Source organism: uncultured Roseibium sp., from assembly GCF_947499295.1.
Classification (GTDB): Bacteria; Pseudomonadota; Alphaproteobacteria; order Rhizobiales; family Stappiaceae; genus Roseibium.
Map to the genome: position 1 here is coordinate 17,086 of NZ_CANMNP010000019.1, position 16,219 is coordinate 33,304.

Annotated in this window: 13 protein-coding genes; 3 read left to right on the top strand and 10 right to left on the bottom strand. The window is 55.2% G+C overall.

The window, feature by feature from the left end:
* Positions 1 to 3: 3 nt before the first annotated feature.
* Positions 4 to 450 (bottom strand): biopolymer transporter ExbD, encoded by a 447-nt coding sequence (locus Q0835_RS24300; RefSeq protein WP_298965148.1) that lies wholly within the window; start codon positions 448 to 450, stop codon positions 4 to 6.
* A gap of 116 nt (positions 451 to 566) precedes the next feature.
* Here Q0835_RS24300 and Q0835_RS24305 point away from each other — a divergent pair, with 116 nt between their 5' ends.
* The 3 genes from Q0835_RS24305 (at position 567) to Q0835_RS24315 (ending at position 2,228) form a co-directional block, all read left to right on the top strand.
* The gene (locus tag Q0835_RS24305) at positions 567 to 1,019 is read left to right on the top strand and encodes a DUF1036 domain-containing protein (protein WP_298820700.1); all 453 of its coding nucleotides are present in this window, start codon (positions 567 to 569) and stop codon (positions 1,017 to 1,019) included.
* Positions 1,020 to 1,089: 70 nt separating this feature from the next.
* Positions 1,090 to 1,521 (top strand): hypothetical protein, encoded by a 432-nt coding sequence (locus tag Q0835_RS24310; RefSeq protein WP_298820702.1) that lies wholly within the window; start codon positions 1,090 to 1,092, stop codon positions 1,519 to 1,521.
* Positions 1,522 to 1,556: 35 nt separating this feature from the next.
* The gene (locus tag Q0835_RS24315) at positions 1,557 to 2,228 is read left to right on the top strand and encodes a MotA/TolQ/ExbB proton channel family protein (protein WP_298820704.1); all 672 of its coding nucleotides are present in this window, start codon (positions 1,557 to 1,559) and stop codon (positions 2,226 to 2,228) included.
* Here Q0835_RS24315 and Q0835_RS24320 read toward each other — a convergent pair.
* From Q0835_RS24320 to tagH, 9 genes are all read right to left on the bottom strand, one after another.
* Complete coding sequence (locus Q0835_RS24320) at positions 2,220 to 4,010, bottom strand: hypothetical protein (RefSeq protein WP_298965149.1); 1,791 nt, start codon at positions 4,008 to 4,010, stop codon at positions 2,220 to 2,222. The two genes, Q0835_RS24315 and Q0835_RS24320, sit on opposite strands and share 9 nt — an antisense overlap.
* Positions 4,007 to 4,429, bottom strand: coding sequence for a biopolymer transporter ExbD (locus tag Q0835_RS24325; protein ID WP_298820709.1), 423 nt, complete (start codon positions 4,427 to 4,429; stop codon positions 4,007 to 4,009). The genes Q0835_RS24320 and Q0835_RS24325 overlap by 4 nt, the downstream gene beginning before the upstream one ends.
* Before the next feature lie 30 nt (positions 4,430 to 4,459).
* Positions 4,460 to 6,367, bottom strand: coding sequence for a serine/threonine-protein kinase (locus Q0835_RS24330; protein ID WP_298965150.1), 1,908 nt, complete (start codon positions 6,365 to 6,367; stop codon positions 4,460 to 4,462).
* A 13-nt stretch (positions 6,368 to 6,380) separates the two neighbouring features.
* On the bottom strand, positions 6,381 to 7,130 hold the full coding sequence (locus tag Q0835_RS24335; protein ID WP_298820712.1) for a protein phosphatase 2C domain-containing protein: 750 nt from the start codon (positions 7,128 to 7,130) through the stop codon (positions 6,381 to 6,383).
* Complete coding sequence (gene tagF / locus Q0835_RS24340; RefSeq protein ID WP_298965152.1) at positions 7,127 to 7,801, bottom strand: type VI secretion system-associated protein TagF; 675 nt, start codon at positions 7,799 to 7,801, stop codon at positions 7,127 to 7,129. The genes Q0835_RS24335 and tagF overlap by 4 nt, the downstream gene beginning before the upstream one ends.
* 4 nt (positions 7,802 to 7,805) lie before the next feature.
* Positions 7,806 to 11,459: a type VI secretion system membrane subunit TssM gene (tssM, locus tag Q0835_RS24345; protein WP_298820717.1), complete on the bottom strand. Its 3,654-nt coding sequence runs from the start codon at positions 11,457 to 11,459 to the stop codon at positions 7,806 to 7,808.
* A 33-nt stretch (positions 11,460 to 11,492) separates the two neighbouring features.
* Positions 11,493 to 13,100, bottom strand: a complete 1,608-nt coding sequence (gene icmH / locus Q0835_RS24350) for a type IVB secretion system protein IcmH/DotU (RefSeq protein WP_298965153.1) — start codon at positions 13,098 to 13,100, stop codon at positions 11,493 to 11,495.
* Positions 13,100 to 14,434, bottom strand: a complete 1,335-nt coding sequence (gene tssK / locus Q0835_RS24355; protein ID WP_298820721.1) for a type VI secretion system baseplate subunit TssK — start codon at positions 14,432 to 14,434, stop codon at positions 13,100 to 13,102. The genes icmH and tssK overlap by 1 nt, the downstream gene beginning before the upstream one ends.
* Positions 14,435 to 14,502: 68 nt before the next feature.
* A complete protein-coding gene (tagH, locus tag Q0835_RS24360; RefSeq protein WP_298965155.1) occupies positions 14,503 to 16,209 on the bottom strand; it encodes a type VI secretion system-associated FHA domain protein TagH in 1,707 nt (568 codons plus the stop codon).
* Positions 16,210 to 16,219: the final 10 nt, after the last annotated feature.

Genomic DNA, 16,219 nt, shown 5'->3' on the forward strand with positions numbered 1-16,219 from the left:
GCGTCAGTTCAATTTAAGACTGATCCGCTTGAGATTGGATGTGCGCGCTTCGTCGAGTATCTCGATCACGCTCTGAAATTCGGTACCTTTTGCAGGAAGCAGAATTGCGCTTTCTGCTCCAAGCCCCGCCAAGCGGTTCAATTCGGCCGACAGCTCCACAAGCTCCAGAGAGCTGCCATTGACGACAATTGTCATTCCTTCGGCGCTAACCCCTTGCCCGATTTGAATCAAAACAGAAGGCGCGCCGGTGTTTATCAGTTGATCATTTGTCTTTTCTGCCGTGCTGCTACCAATACCAACGTCCAGCGGTCGCCAGACGCCAAAGGTGGAAGACAGCAGGAAGAACATGATCAAAATAAAGATCACGTCGATCAAAGGCGTCAGCGGAATACGCCTGCGTTTAGCAAGCGGGGTCTGTATGAACAGCATTTCTACAAGCTTCGTTGGCACTTGAAGCACCAATGTCTCGTATTCTTTTTAAAATGTACAATCCTAATCCCAGATTTGACCCCGTTCACGCATTTCCGTAGCGTTGTTCTTGGAAGAAGCAACTTGGTAACCGTTTGATGTCGCAGGCACAAAACTCAGAACATTGCGATCGATGCTACTTATGCAAATACACTCTGCTCGGCTTGCTCGCCTGTCTGGCGTGCTTTGCTCTGCCTCGGTCTGCGGAAGCAGGCTTGCGAGTGTGCAATGGCTCAGTCGACCTTGTGAATGTCGCGATCGGCTATGAAACTGATGAAGGCATAAGAACGGAAGGCTGGTGGACGATCACCTCGAACGCCTGCAGTCAGGTTCTGCAGGAACCGCTCAAGAGTGCCGGATACTATCTTCACGTGGCAGACGGTTTCGGTGAAGGCAGGCTTGTCGGCGACATCACTCTTTGCATTCGTGAAGAAAAATTCGTTGTGTATGATGGTGACCAATGCTGGCAACGCGGTTTGATCGAAGCTGATTTTTTTCAGATCGAAACCGGAGGAGCCGAAGACTGGACCGTTCTGCTGTCTTATGACTGAATGGGATCTAAAGATTTAAAGACCCGGTCAGGCTGTTTTACCGGGGCGTCATTTTGGGGGGTGTATGTATATGCAAAAAACTGTTCGGACTGCCGTGTTGATTCTATTGGGGGTAGCCCTCGCCAGCCCTGTTCATGCCCAGGAAACCGGCGGAAAGATAGGCTTGGAGCTCAACCACACGCAGCCGACAGCGGATGGCGGGTGCCGTCTCTCCATAATCGCGACCAATGGTTTGGAAAGACCGATGAACCAACTGGGCCTGGAAATGGTCGCCTTCAACAAAGATGGACTAGTCGATCAGTTCTTGCGCCTTGATTTCACTCGTATTTCGGCCGGGAAAACAAAGGTTCTTCAATTCGACCTTGCCGGCAAGGCCTGTGACAGTCTTTCCAGGCTGCACATAAACGATGTTCTGAATTGCGTTCCGTCGGCGATTACTGACGTTTATTGTCCGGACTTGCTGGACTTGAAAAACCGCACCGAGATTGAATTCGGTGACTGAGCGATTGTCTGCCGATAACGGGACCCGACCATTTTATGGGTGATACATTTTCTTCTCTTTTTGAGCTGGGTGGACCGGTAGTCCTCATACTACTGGCCATTTCAATCGCTGCGCTCGCCGTAATTCTGGCAAAAGTGTTCCAGTTTTCCAACGCGCGCGTAGGACGTCACGGGATGGTTCGCCAGGCGGTGACCCAGTGGCGGTCAGGTGAGCGAAATACGGCAGCTCAAAATCTTATCAAGGATCGCTCGCTGTCAGCCGCCCTGGTGCGCAACGCGATGGATGCCATCCAGATGCTCGATCAGCAGCCACTCGCCTCACAAGAACGGGACATTCGCGAGGAACGCTTGCGGGAAGAGATATCGGCGCGTGCCGCGGACCGCCTTTTCGCACTGGCCAGCTGGTTGAAAGCGCTGGACTTGGTCACTCAGATTGCGCCGCTCCTGGGACTGTTCGGCACAGTTCTGGGCATGATCGATACCTTTCAAACGCTTCAGGAATCCGGGGCTGCGGCAAATCCGGCGACACTCGCCGGTGGGATATGGGTTGCCCTATTGACCACCGCTTGCGGGCTAGCGGTCGCCATACCAGTTTCCGTCGCGGTGACATGGTTCGAGACCCGGTTGGAAAAAGAACGGGCAGCTCTTGAAGTGCTTTTGACTGGCGTCTTTACCGCTGGCAGTTTTTCAACCGTTGCTTCAACGTAGAACCTTGAAGGCAGACAAGGAATAAACCCCCGGCGCTTCAAGCACCTCGGCAATCCTGTTTGCGCCAAGTTTGCTGAAACGGCCAGGCTGCCGGTCTTTAGGTCGGTTCCAGATCGCCAGCAACAAGGCCGTTTCTTCATTGACCCTGGAGATCAACGTAACAGGAATGGCAAACCGCCAGCCACCAGCTGTTGCAGCGTTCGAAGCCGGCAGTATGAACTCTCGGCCGTCATGAATGCTCCCGGCGTCATCAATCAGGTAGATTTCTGGTGGTCCCTTGCCATTCAGTTCCAAGCCAGCAGTTTCGGCAGCTGCAATCCGCTCGATCGGCAAGTCGCGCTGAATCAGCCCGGAAACACTGGATCCGCTTTTGACGACGGTCCTTTCAAGTTCAACAAGCCCCGCCGCCTCAATACCTTGGGAAAATCCAATAGCATCCAGCAGAGCGCATTGGGGCCGTGTTACGAGCCGCAACTCGATATTGGCTTCATAACCCTGACTTGCCGCGAAACTCTTGTCGAAGACTGCAAATGGCGCGATGCCTGCGCCGAAGGCAGTTACCGACGCCGTGTCGGTACCTGCAGACATCACTGAAAGATGAGCGCACTCTCCAGCATCGTAATCAGCGACATAATTCGTGACCTTAGCCAGCGGATCGATACTGGCAAGTTCAACTGGCGGAACACTTGGTGTTGGATCTGAGGACTGCGGCGATGCGGATATTGCAGACTGCTGGGGTTCGGTTGGCGCAATTGCCGCAAGCTCCGTTTCGGAAGGACGAATGGCTGCGAATTGTTGTTCCGCCGGTCGTACTGTTTGAACTGAAGACGCAGGCGTCGCGACAGTGACCGAACTGGGAACAACAGTGCTGCTTGCTGCCCCTTCTTGGGCTGAAGACACTTGCGGTGACACAGCTTGCGTTGAAGGCGCTTCAGCTGAAGTGACGGCAATTGCTTCACTTTGAGAAGGAGTAACAGCCGTGACAGGTGCCGTTAACTCTACCGAAGGCCCGGTAGACACAACGACATCATCGTCCTCTGTCTCAACTGTATTCGCCGTCACAGGCGTAACAACGCCAGTCGGTGCGGCAACGGGCGCAGAATTGACAGTGGCTGCGTTTGCCCCCGAACTCACGGGTGACGGTACTAAGGCCAGTGTAACAACATCCGTTGCGGTAACAGGTGCAAGCGAGACCACGGTGCTTGTTGGGGACGTTGGTACCACAGCTTCGGTGACGGTCGAAGGAACTGTGGTTGCAACAACGTCAACACTGGGGTCGATTTTTTCAATCGTTGTTGGTTTAGTCTGGGCGTCCGGCTGCGTAGCAGCTTCTGGTGCGATGCTTTCTTGAGCTTCAACAACAATCGTGTTGCTTGGGTCAACCGTGGCGATGGATACTGCGGATGAACTGGGTACTGACACTGCCGGCGTTTGAACCGGCTTGAGAGCTGCACTCTCAACAGGCTGTGAAATGATTGAAGGCGGCTGTTGAAGTACAGGTTGCGATATTTCCGTCGGTTGAACGACCGACACATTGTCAGCAGCGATCACGTCTTGCGGGGCTATTGTGACGCCTGAAATAGCCTCAAAATCCAGACCACCGCTTTCAAGCACAATTTCGGCTTCGGGCGGAACCGACGGCTCCTGAACTTGCCAGGAAAAGTCCTCCAACCCAAACAGAACAATTGAAACATGTGCCGCCAGCGATGTGCCCAAAACGGCAGGCCAGATATAGCCGGGAATGCTCCATTGCCCATCCTGATTATAGAGGACGGTCGTCACGAGCCATCCGCCTCAATAGTGACAAGAGTTATCTTTCGAATTCCGCCTGCTTTCAGTTCCTCAGCAAGTGCGGTCAGATCGCCCATTTTGGTGCGTCGATCGATTTGCAGGGTCAATTTGTCGGATACGTCCACCCTGCTCTTCAAAAATTGAGCTAGCTCGTCCACTTCCAGTTTGTTGCCGTCGAGCCAGATCTCCCCCGATTTATCGAGAGCAAGGCTGCCTTGTATGCTCCCGGTCCCTTCGTCATTTACGGTCTCGGCCCATTGAAAGTCATCAGGCAAGGGTGGGCGAAGTGTGCCGGCTACCAGCAAAAACAACAGCAAAAGAAAGACAACATTTATAAGCGCCAACGAAGAATCGGCTCTCCGCTGGGGGATCAGCTCCTGAAGATGTATCGGTTTTGTATAGCGCTTCACGACAGCTTCACACTCATCAACGACAGTCCCTTACGGAACCACCTTGACTGTCGTTGCAGTTGCACGCAAGACCGCAACCTCCTGCATGAGGTTGTCAAAGAAGGCTGAGGCCTGTTTCTCGGATCGATTTGAAAGCGATTGCGCAACATCGGGCCCGACCATTGCAATCACCAGGCCGGTTTCTTCAACTGCGCTTTTCAAGCTCAAAGGAACAACAAACCCTGCCCCGCCATTGTCCGTCTGGAGGAATGGCGACAGGTTTACCACTTCGCCCTTGCTGCCGACATAGAGCAAACCGAGTTCCCCGGTCGCCGGATCATAGCCTGAAATTCGGCCTGCCATATTGCTTCCGTTCGGAATGACGGTGCGCTGCATGTCCAGATGAAGTTCTGTCTGGGCGTTGCCCTCAGGCGTGCCTCTGAGGAATGCCACGGCCGGGCACTGATCATCGCTGATCAAGTTAACCTGAATTTTGGCCTCAAATCCTTGGGACTGCGTGAAATCGCTGTCAAAAGCGATAAACGGCGGTGTCCGTGAGGCAAAACCTTCAATTTCTGCCGAGCGGCTCGCAATCTCGACTGGCTGGAGATACATGCAATCGCCTGCCTGGTAACTGCTGACAAAGCTCCGAATTCTGTCTTCGGGTTTCAATGTCTCTTGCGGCTGATCCTGTTGTGGCGTGATCGGAGGCGGCAATTTGTTGTCCGTTTCATTGTCATTCACCGAGGGGCGCTGGTCTTGTTTTTCAGGTATGGGAATGTCCGGAACCGTATTTTTTTCGTCATTTGTGGTTGGCGATGGATCCTCCACAGAGGTTTCGCCAGACGATCCATCATCTGGTGTCAGGTTTGTCGGCAAAGTTGGCGCTGCTGGCGCATTGTCGCGAGGCGGAGCAACCAGAACCGGTTTTTGATCCTGATCGGGCACCGACTGCCCAACGATGAAATAGACACCGCCTGCTCCAAGTCCGGCAAAACCAAGCAGTGACAGAGCGACGAGAATACGCCGTCCCCAGTTCACTGGCGGTGCTTCGTGATCAAGTGCGGACTGTTCCGGTGGTGGAGTCGAAGTCCTTATCACCGTCTTGTCGGGCATCTGGCGGCCCATGGGCGCCCCCAGTGTCCAATCCGCGACCTCAGCCATGCTGGCAGGACGATTTGCCGGGTCAGGCTGCAGCATGGCTTCAAGAAGCGGTCGGAAACGATTGTCGATGCCATCTAGTGACGGAACTATCCGGCGCTTCTCAACGATCTGCGCCTGCGTGCCTCCCATATCAATCTGCTTGCCCGTCAAGGCCTCGGCAATCACAAGACCGAGGGAATAAATATCGCTGCGAGCAGTGACCTTGCCGTCGAATATGCCAACTTGTTCCGGCGAGACGTAATTGACCTTTCCGGCGAAGCCATCGCCAATGATCGTTGGTCCTCCGGTATTGGCACGTGATATGCCGAAGTCGATAATCTTTGCCTGCCCGACATCACTGTTTTGCAAAATTATATTGTCGGGAGACAGATCACGGTGAATGACTTCCTTGTCGTGAACTGCCTGCAGCGCTGATGCCAGCCGTTGGACAAGCCTGTAAACCGCTTCAGGTTCAAGTGGCCCGGATTCCAGGCGCGAGTGCAGCGAAGGACCGCTGACAAACTCCATGGCCAGATAATAAACGCCCAAAGTCGGTTCTTTGGCGAAGACATAGTATTGCGTCAGAGCGTCGTGCTTGAGGTTCCGGAGGATTTTGGCTTCCCTCTTGAAGAGGTCGACAATCATCGTGTCCCGGGAAAAGCTTGCAAGCAGAACCTTGATCGCGACGGGGTCACCGCTCTCCACGTCGCGTGCGCGATAAACCGTTCCGATACCGCCGTCGGCAATGTGCTCCTCAATCTCATAGAGATTGTTGAGACGCGTTCCTTGCGGCAGCAAATTGTCGGCCGGGTTCATCAGCAGCTGCTCCTCAAACCGCTACATTGCGGTCAAAATCCACGATTACGACGGTCACATTGTCGCTTCCGCCACCCTCAAGTGCGCCATTGATCAGGCTTCTAGCCGTCATGTCAGGTGCACCGTTCATCAACATTGTCTTGATCACCGCATCATCAAGATGACCGGTCAAGCCGTCGGAACAAAGCAGAAAACGGTCACCGGGTCTCAGATTTCCAGATACCAATTCCAGTTCCAGTTCAAGGCCGGACCCAATCGCACGCGTAATGACATGGCGCCGAGAAAAGTTTCGAGCCTCTTCTTCGGTCAGAACATTCTGATCGACGAGCTCCTGAACCTCAGTATGATCTGTCGTCAGCTGCTCCAGCATTCCGTTTCGAAATCGATAGACCCGACTGTCACCTGCCCAAAGACAGGCAAATGCACCCGCATAGGTCAATAGAGCGACAATGGTCGTCCCCATCGCAGCACCGTCGGCTTTGGCTGAGGCCCGCTCTATTCTGTCCTTTGCAACAATCAACCGGCCTTCGAATTGTTCAAGAAGGTCCTCAGCGCTGCGCGGAAGCGTGATACTTGTGAGTGCTTCCTTCACCAGACCAGATGCCATGGCACCGCAATGCATGCCCCCGGCCCCGTCCATTACGGCGAAGACACCCTTCCCTTCATCAACCAGATAAGCGTCCTCGTTTTCCTCCCGCACCCGTCCTACATGTGTCTGTCCGACCGCGAAGCTTCTAAGGGCTCCTTGTGTTTTTTCGGTCATGTTCGATGATCCTCCGGATGATATCGCCCATGATTTTCCCCCGCCGCTTTTTCTTGCCCACTTTCAGCCTTGTGCTGCTCCGGCAAAATGAGCCATCGGAATGCGCCTGCGTCCGGCAGTCCCCGACAGCTGAACTCAATGGGCCGGTCTCCGGCCTGACAGCGAAACTGCGACAACAGATGTTCTCCGGTGTCTGGCGCTGCATCGAGTGCAACCTGGTCCACCCCATGGAAAACGTTGTTCAGATCGACCGGTGCTTCAAGATTCTTGACGCCAGATTGAAACGCTTCAAGTGTCGCCTCTTCTTCAAGGGTCTTTAGGAGCAGATCCTCGACATTGTCATACCAATCGCTATTGGGAGATCCATTCAAACCGGTTCCGGTCGGGGCGACCACGGTAAGTGGAAACTCGCGCCCAACCTTGTCAATGCTCGGCATGAACGCGCCGGCAACGGCAACGCCCAGTTCACTGCCTTCCTGAGCCGGCGTCAACCAGAACCGCCAGACCGGCATGGTCATATAGGCCTCCTCCCAGGCTTCTATTAAATCCAGCCGTGACTGCGCCAGCCCCTTCATCAGAAAGGGCTCCCACAGTCTCATGAAACCGGCTGGGCAGTTTGCGGTCACAAAGTCCGCCCTTGCTGCCAGTTTTCCAAAATACCCGGCCCCCATTCGCTTAGAAGCTCGTGGGGCAGCTGAAGTCTCCAACAGCAGACAAAAAGAACGGATTGGGCTTGGAACGCAGTGTCACCGTAAAGGCTACCTGGCGGCCACCGAGCGTTTTCCGAATGACAAACTTGTTCTGACCTGAACTGACCCGATTGGCCCTCACAAAGCGGTAAAACGCCCAATCCCCGTGGATTTCCTGCCGTGAGCGATACCCTGGCACTTCAGGCTGTATCACCAGAACAACTCTTGGCGTCGCCGTGTTGCTCGGCCAATCGAAGCTGGCTGGAAGCGGCTCAATATCTGCATTGAACCCTGGGCCGCGCGTAACCAGCACAAGGTTGCCATTTACCTCCAAACTGGCAGCATCAGCCTGTTGCGACAATGCCCTTGGAACAACCTGAAGACCAACTGAAGGAAATGCGTTGCCAGTCGGGAAGAAGGCCTGCTTGATGAGGTCTGCCCGTTCGAATTGGCGCAGCGTAGCATTGGAAAGCCGGTCTGCCTGCGAGACCTCCGGTTTCCAGTTCCATGGTCTCGAAGTGGTGTCTATCAGCGGTTTCAGGTTTTCGTCGAAAAACCGCTGCATGATGCCTGACGGTGAGAACAGCTTTGCAAATTCCGTCATCGGCACCTCGGAGCGGCCATTGGAGAACGGATAGTTTCTGCCAACGATCTGCCGACACTGTTCAACGACTTGCGACTTCAGTTTTTCATTCAGTTGGGTAATCGACGTTTCCTTGAACTCCTCATCAAATTCCTTGGCCGACTGCAGGATCAATTGATCAAACGGATTGGGGAAACGCGTGGCATTGCTCCGAAGCAGCGATGCCTGAATCTGGACATTTGAGTTTGCGGTTTCGCTTTGAAGCGGGTTGTTGGCAACAACCAGGAGATTGTCCAGAATATTTTTAAAATTCAGCAACAAGGCATCGATCTTGCGGCTGTTTTCACCTTCAACGAGCACGTGATAAGGCCGGAAATGATCTTCAATGGCCTTGCCTGGAATGATAGTCGGACCACTGTTGCCACCTGACCCGCCCACGGCATTTGCGATGCCGCCGGGGGCAAGGACCTTCAACCCTGCCTCAATTCCGATGCGCTTCAATCCGCCAGCCGCATCGAATACGTAACGCTGGAACACTTTTTGCGCCGCATCCGCTCCCGCATCCGCTGCGTTGCCGCTGGACACCGCATCTGCGAGAGATTGACTGGCCAGGTCCTGTGTCAGCGACGTTTCGTTTCGTATGCTTTCCAGGAGTTGGACGACAGGAGAGGTCGGCGCGGAGACTGCCTGCAATGTCGTATAAAGCGGCTTGTCAGCCCGCATTGACTTGAACTTGAGATTTCCCAGGGCTTCTTCCCAGGCTTCGATGAAGTCCTTGGTGTAGAGGCCGAGAATTTCACTGGGAAGCGACTGATATTGGTCGGAGAAGGCATTCGCCTCACTAATGTCGCCAAAGACCCACTTGTCTCGTTCCAGTTCTTCCCGAATTCCTGCCAGGTTCGGCAACACGGAAAGATGAAAACCTGGGTAAGTGAAAAACTTGTCGACAGCGACGGTGTCCAAAGTGTCTCCGTTGACGGTTTCAAACACTGTCACCATGTCCGGTCCGCCGCGCTGCTCGGCAACCCAATTGTCGCTGGCCAGGCCTTTCGCGCGTGACTTCAGCAAAGCATAGCCGCGTTCAGCGAGGCTGACGCGTGCCAATTCACGTTGCACTTCGGCCACCAGCACACCGTCCAACTGGTCCGTCATGACGTTGCCACCGAAATCCAAATCCAACATCGCAGTGACGTGAGTGTTGAGTTCGTTGCGCAGCACTTCACCTTGCGGACCGGGGAAACTTTGCAGGAAGTCTGCGCGGAAGGAATTTTTGATCTGGTCCTTGTCAATCTCAGGCGCATCGCCTGCAACCATCCTGTAAAGCTTGGTCAGATTATAAAGCTGATCAATGGCTTCACCGCCCGGAGCCGTTCGGTTGTCCAGGACATCGGTCATCTGTTCTTCAATTCGCAGCAACAGACGCGGCCGGAGCAGCCTTTCCAATCCGCTTCGATAGGATGTGATACCTGCAGCTTGCAGTCTCTCCCGCTGACTGAGACCGAACTTTTCCATCATCGGTGTCGGGTCATCCCGGGTGTCGTAGCCAGCCGGCAACCCTCTCAAGAGAGAAAGGATATAAGCTGTGTCGCGCAGGCTATCATCGCGCACGATACGTTGATCGAGGACGCCCTCGCCTTCCGCCCGCACAGCTGCGACCGCCTTGGCAGTCTCATCAATGAGAGCCTTGTTGTTGAAATAGCTGATTGTCCAAATACTGCCGAGACCTAGCGTTGCCAGTACGATCACAGAATAAGCGGCAATCCTGGTAGCTGTTGCCCACCGCACCACTTGTCGATTGTGGGTAACCCAGCCAGCTTCACCGATGATAACCTTCGTCAGCAGGTCTCGCAGGAAATAACTCTTTCCCTGACCCGATAGAGCAGCCTGCTGATACGCAGTACCAAACGCCTGACTCATTGAGCCAATCACGCGGTCGATTGCCGTGCCGGTCTGGGTGCCAGATGTAAAATAGAAGCCTCGCAGGACGGCGTTCGGATAATACCGGCTCGGCTCGAAAATGGCATTGAGGAAGCCTGTGATGCGGTCCTTGAGCGCGGCCACCTGAGTCGGAAAGCCATAGAGCATCAGGCGGGCACGCGGGTCGGGTTCTTCCTGCAGGCGATCCGCCATTTCCTCGTTCAAACGCTCGATCAGAAGATCGAATTCCGCCGGCGTTTCGGCGACCATGTTCTTGTTCTTTTCGCGCGTCTGGAACGTTGCGCCCCAGACAAGTGAGCGCCTGCTTTCCGGGTAAGAGCCAAAGAACTCCATGAAACCGGCAACGGTATCGGCTTTGGTGAAAATCACATAGACTGGAAAATCGATTTTCAGCGTCTTGTAAAGCTCGATCAGACGGGTTCTGATGGCGTCCGTGTGAAGTTTGAGCTCCGCTTCGGACAGCGTCATCAGGTCTTCCAGACTGATCGACACCATCACGCCATTGACTGGTTGCCGCGGGCGCGCCTTTCGCAGGATCTTCAAGAAGCCCAACCAGGCATCCCGATCATGCTCTTCGTCGGAATCCTGAGTTGTGTATCGTCCTGCGGTATCAATCAAAACCGCATTTTCAGCGAACCACCAGTCGCAGTAGCGTGTTCCCCCCAGTCCTTCGAGCTTTTGCGCTTCGCCCTTGCCGCGAGAGTTGGCGAATTTCAATCCGGAATGCATCAAGGCAGTGGTTTTGCCTGAGCCGGGCGGTCCGATCATCAAGTACCAGGGCAAGTCGTAAAGGTAGGTGCGCGTGTTACCACTGGCTGACTTAAGCGTCTTGAGGGCATCCTTCATGCGTTCAGACATGATCTGAATGTCTTCGTCGCTCGCCTTGGGTTGAAGGATTTCCTGCTCAAGTGCGCGATTGGCCGCAACACGTTTGTAGATCCGATAAACCTGCCAGCCACCGATTGTCAGCAATATGATCGAGGCTAGGAGCAGTCGTACCCACAGTGGTTCGAAGGGGCGAACACCTGCAATTGCCAAAAACGGGCCGCCAAACCAGATCAGGGCGATCAAGGCAAGAATGCCTATAAAAATTGCCGTAATACCGAGCCAGAATTTCATTTATACAGCCTTGTTATTCGGTTGCCCCGGAGACTAATTGTTGATCACCAGACCTTTGGTCGGCGGTTTCAGGAAAACTTCCACCCTGCGGTTGAGAGCCTTGCCGTCACGGCTTGTGTTGGGCGCAATCGGTTCATCTGCGCCCCGCCCCTCCACTGCCACCCTGTCGGGCTGCTGCAAAATGGATTGCATGACTGCAGCAACGGATTTGGCCCGCTCCACCGAAAGGTGCCAATTTGTTGGAAATCTCGGATTGTTCCGGATCGGATCGCTGTCCGTGTGCCCGACAACGAGAATCTCACCATCGACACCGTCCAGCGTCTGACTGACCTGCTCGACCAACAGCTGAAACTCGGGTCGTAACGTGGCCGCCGCCACGTCAAACTGAGCACGCATGCGCAACATGATCGCGGGGCCCGCTTGCTGAATTTCGACGCCCTCCAAACCGGCCAATTGTTCCGAGACCGTGTCTATGGTCGAATCTGCCGGTGGCTCCGGTGCAGGCGGTGGCTTCGGTTGATAGCCCTCGCGGGCGAGTTCAACAGGTCCTGTTGGGTAGAGCGCCGTTGCGCGACTTGCGATCACTTCGCTGCCGCTTGCCAACAGCAGCATGAGCGTCACATATCCTCCAAGCAGCAACGCGCCGGCAACAGCTGCAACCGACCAGATAGGGATGGAAAAACCCGTGCGCCTTTGAAGCAGTTCAAGCCCTCGCCAATGTGGAGACAGGTCGTCACCAGGTCGTGGTCTCACACGCCGCAATATTTCATGCAGATCCCGGCGTTCACGCTCAAGGCCCTGCTGACCGCCCTGGATTGCGCGATACTTTCCGTAAAAACCGAGGGACAAGCATGAATGCATGACCTCAAGAACGCCAAAGTTTCGGCCCGGGTCCTGCTTTGCCTTTTCCAAAAGCTGGAAGAATTCGACACCACCGGTGGCCTGACCGAAAAACTGGGTCAGCATGGAATACTGCGTCCATTGATGCCGACCGGCAGAGGGTAGGTTTTGGACAATGTCGTCGGATGTCGCACACAAGGCGTAGGCTGCGGACTGGATTTGATCGTCCGTTATGCCGGCGTTTCTGAGGTCCTTCTCGAACGTCTTGATGGAATTGTAGACATCGCGCATCAATGCATCGAACTGGGCGTCCGTCATAGTCAGATGCAAGCGTCCCAGCAACAAAAGCAGCGGGGCTGCAGCCCTTGAAATCGGATTGCGGTTTGCAACACGGATCTCATTGATGTCGGGAGTGTGTTCTAACTGGACGGCTACGGGCGCCGGCGTTCCAGCCGGCGGAGGAGCCGGTTGTTGCGGCGGCACCGGATGCTGAGGTTGTTGGGGTGGAGGCGTCCGGATGTCCGGAGCCTGTTGTTGCCCGTATTCATAGCCGGTTGGTGTCGGTGCATAGGGATCTGGCCCGGAACCTGGACCTCCCTGCCAAGGATCAGGAGCGCCGCCCGGACGCGCTTGTGGCGGCGCCTGCGGCGGCACCTGGCCTGGAGGCGCTTGTGGTGGCTGGCCCGGCTGCCCGGGTGGGCTACCTTGCTGTGTCTCACTCCATCGTCCCCCGGGATTGGGCCGGACGATGGTTTTTCCCTTACGTTTGGAAACGCCAAAGGGATCGTCGTTATCCGCCATCAACGGCCCTCCCGAATGGCATAGAATTCAAGCTGCAAATCCGGCCAGTTGCCCGAGAATTGCAGACCGATTGCCGAATCCTGGCTGAACTCACGCCAAAGTGGCGTCGTCTTATCGAGCCTGAAATAGACGCGATCCGTCAACGCCCGGATCTGTGCAGGTGGAACCGGCATGTGAATTAGCGGAATGCCCGGCAAGTTGGAATAAACAATCTGCCGCATCTGGCCGAAGGGGCCTACCTTGAACAGTTTCGGAAACTCGCTCTGGATCTCGGTGAGCGGACGACGGGCAGCCACTTCGATGACAAAACTCGCCTGCGAGAACAGGTTTCGATCGACGATCGTCGACTTGAAGGCGTTCGGAGCCAATTGTTCCAGAGGAAGCCTGATCGCACGGCGATCGTAACCTGCCGACAGGAACGCCTGGATATCAGACAACACCGGTTTGAAGATTTCATGCAGCTTGTCGTGGTCGTAAACGGGATAGTTGCGGGCTCGGCGCTCCTCCGTTGCGAAGGTTGCGAGTTCGCCAGCAATCTGGAGGAACTCCGCATAAAGCCGCTCTGGATGGATATAGGCCGACTTACGCAGATGCATCAGCATCGGATGGATCCTGTTCAGCATCTGCAAGGTCAGATAGTCGAAATTCTGCAATCCGCCACCAGCTGACGTATCCGCTGCATAACGAGCGAGTTCGCTCAATTTACGCTCAACCCAACCAATCACGGAATCGATCCACCCCGTAACCGCGGGATGCACATGACAAGCCAGTACGGGCGGCGCAAATGTGCCGTCGGTTATGACGATACGATCCTTGATCTCCGTGATCCGTGCAACCGGCAGGCAGACATGTCCTGGATGGGGAGTTGATCTGATCGAATACATCAACCTTGGATGCGCAACATCTATCTCTTCCTCCTGCCGGATAGCAGATGTGGAATCGATGATAGTCTCGCGGCCCTGGATGTAGCGCGTGGCGGCATCGTCACGGCCACTTGCAACTTCAACCGCATTGACTGTTGTCTCAGGAATTCCGAGCCAGACGATCTGTCCCGCCGCATCTTCCGGGACGTCTATCGCCGGTGGCGGTGTTCCGTCTGCTGGAAAGTTAAAAACCGTACCATCGGGGAATATCCCGCGTCCGTATCGAAGAGCAAAGCGGCATTGCTGGCCGACATCCTGGTCAATTTCGATCTCCGAGAAACCCCAGGGATAAGGGGACGCCAGCCGAACCCGTTCATCAAGCAGATGCTCCCCGTAACGGTCGCTCTGCTGAAGGTGGTGCGGCCGCAAAAACAAGCCTTCGGTCCATGCAACCTTGCTATACCACGACATTAAGGCTCTGCTCCCTTAACTCTTTCAGCGCTCATACTCATTGAACGCAAAGCAAAAAATCAATTCAATCACAGTCCGGAATTTTGTTCCGGATCTTCACTTGTCAGTTCTTCATAGCTCTCAGTGAAATACTGGGTGAACACACCGACCAAACCATCGTCGTAAGCACCGGACAAAGAGGTCCAGCGCTCCTGCATGCGCTCCCAGAGTTTCACCTTTTGATTTCCAAAAGTACTTTTGGCCACCTGACCTTCAGCTTCGATGGCCTTGGGCGAAAGCGTTTCATCAAATCTTGCCGCGGCCTTTTGCATCGCGGCGTAGGTCCAAACATGATGCTTCTGAATGTCCTTGAACGCGGCAGTCATCGCGCGGTCCATCGGCAAATACCCGTTCTCCTCAGCGCCTTGAGACAGCATTGTCTGCAGCGCCATCTGAGGTGTCGGCGAAAACTTCAACGCGTTGTTGCCGCTCCGACTGATCAGGGTTCGATTGGCATTGCGCGTCATGGCTTTGACCTGACTGCGTGCTTGCAGCAGCCCCATCAGGTCGCTCGTAATGCCTTGCATGATGACACCGAGCTCTCGGGCAAATGCTTCCTGGTCCCTGCCCTGCAGAGCGTCTTCAGGAATGCCAGCCCCTTCTGCGAAGGCCTTGATAAAATTGACCGAAACTTCGGGTGCTGCGCGCAGCGCAGATTTGTCAACAATCGGCTCTGAAACAGTTTCCTCCGGCTGCTCTGCCGGGGCAACCGGCATATCAGCCTTCGATGCTTCTGGAATTGTTTCGGGCGCTGTTTCTTCTGCGCTGGCGGCTTTTTCAACGATTTGCGCAGCCGCCCAATCCGGAGCTTCTGGAAAAGGTGCGTCCGTTTGGGGTTCAGGCTGTGGCGGAGGTGGCGCCTGAGGCGTTTCTACTTCAGCATCAGATCGCCCGAGATCTGGCATGTTGAAAAGCGGTTTTTCGTCTTCAGCTCCAGCCTCTCCGTCGCTCAGAGCTGGAAAGGGCGAACTGCCGAGATCCGATTGTGGCGCATCCTGCTGCGGAAAGGCGGGAGTGGCGGCGGCCATTTCCGGTCGGTTCAAATGCGGTTGATCGGCCAGGTGATCCATAGGATCGGCAAGTGCAGGCCGCACCTGCTCTGGTTCGGGCGCTCTTGCGTGTGGATCATAGAGAGATGGGTCGGCGCTTCCCCAGCCGTGCCCCTGTCGGCTCCAAACGTCATCGGCCGGTGTGCCTATGCCTGGCGCGGAAGACGGCGGAGCGTGTCGTCCCTCCATACCAGCCGGGCTGGACGCCCACGGGCCACCTTGTTGCTCGACCGGATAAGGCGCTTGCTGGTGGGCCGGCGGGGCCGATGGCCAGGCCGGATCCGGCATTGCAGGTGCTGCGGGCTGTGGAGCTTGCCATTGTGGTGGGGCCGGATTTGGTGAAACACTCGCCATGCTTCCATGGCTCTCATCAACATCAAGCGACACAACAACGATGTAGTCGCCAATCATTACTTTGTCGCCAGGGCGCAGGACGTGTTCCTTGTCCATGCGGTTTGGACTGCCGTTCAAGAACGTACCGTTGGTTGACACGTCGTAAAGAACATATTGTCCGCCCTCATATCGTACTTCACAATGTCTTCCGGAGATGACGCGTTGAGGATCGGGCAAGCTCCAATCAAGATGTTCGTGTCGGCCGATATCGAAACCGCGGTCCGCGCAGCTATAGGATACCTGCCCCCCGGTTTCCAGCCGATCAACATTCTCAATCTGCAGCGTGATACGCATGCCCACCGGA

What these genes read in the sequence shown, in the direction of transcription:
- icmH (WP_298965153.1), bottom strand. Translation starts at nt 13,100, where the DNA reads ATGGCGGATAACGACGATCCCTTTGGCGTTTCCAAACGTAAGGGAAAA.
- tagF (WP_298965152.1), bottom strand. Translation starts at nt 7,801, where the DNA reads ATGGGGGCCGGGTATTTTGGAAAACTGGCAGCAAGGGCGGACTTTGTG.
- Q0835_RS24305 (WP_298820700.1), top strand. Translation starts at nt 567, where the DNA reads ATGTCGCAGGCACAAAACTCAGAACATTGCGATCGATGCTACTTATGC.
- tagH (WP_298965155.1), bottom strand. Translation starts at nt 16,209, where the DNA reads ATGCGTATCACGCTGCAGATTGAGAATGTTGATCGGCTGGAAACCGGG.
- Q0835_RS24335 (WP_298820712.1), bottom strand. Translation starts at nt 7,130, where the DNA reads ATGACCGAAAAAACACAAGGAGCCCTTAGAAGCTTCGCGGTCGGACAG.
- Q0835_RS24330 (WP_298965150.1), bottom strand. Translation starts at nt 6,367, where the DNA reads ATGAACCCGGCCGACAATTTGCTGCCGCAAGGAACGCGTCTCAACAAT.
- tssK (WP_298820721.1), bottom strand. Translation starts at nt 14,434, where the DNA reads ATGTCGTGGTATAGCAAGGTTGCATGGACCGAAGGCTTGTTTTTGCGG.
- Q0835_RS24310 (WP_298820702.1), top strand. Translation starts at nt 1,090, where the DNA reads ATGCAAAAAACTGTTCGGACTGCCGTGTTGATTCTATTGGGGGTAGCC.
- Q0835_RS24315 (WP_298820704.1), top strand. Translation starts at nt 1,557, where the DNA reads ATGGGTGATACATTTTCTTCTCTTTTTGAGCTGGGTGGACCGGTAGTC.
- tssM (WP_298820717.1), bottom strand. Translation starts at nt 11,459, where the DNA reads ATGAAATTCTGGCTCGGTATTACGGCAATTTTTATAGGCATTCTTGCC.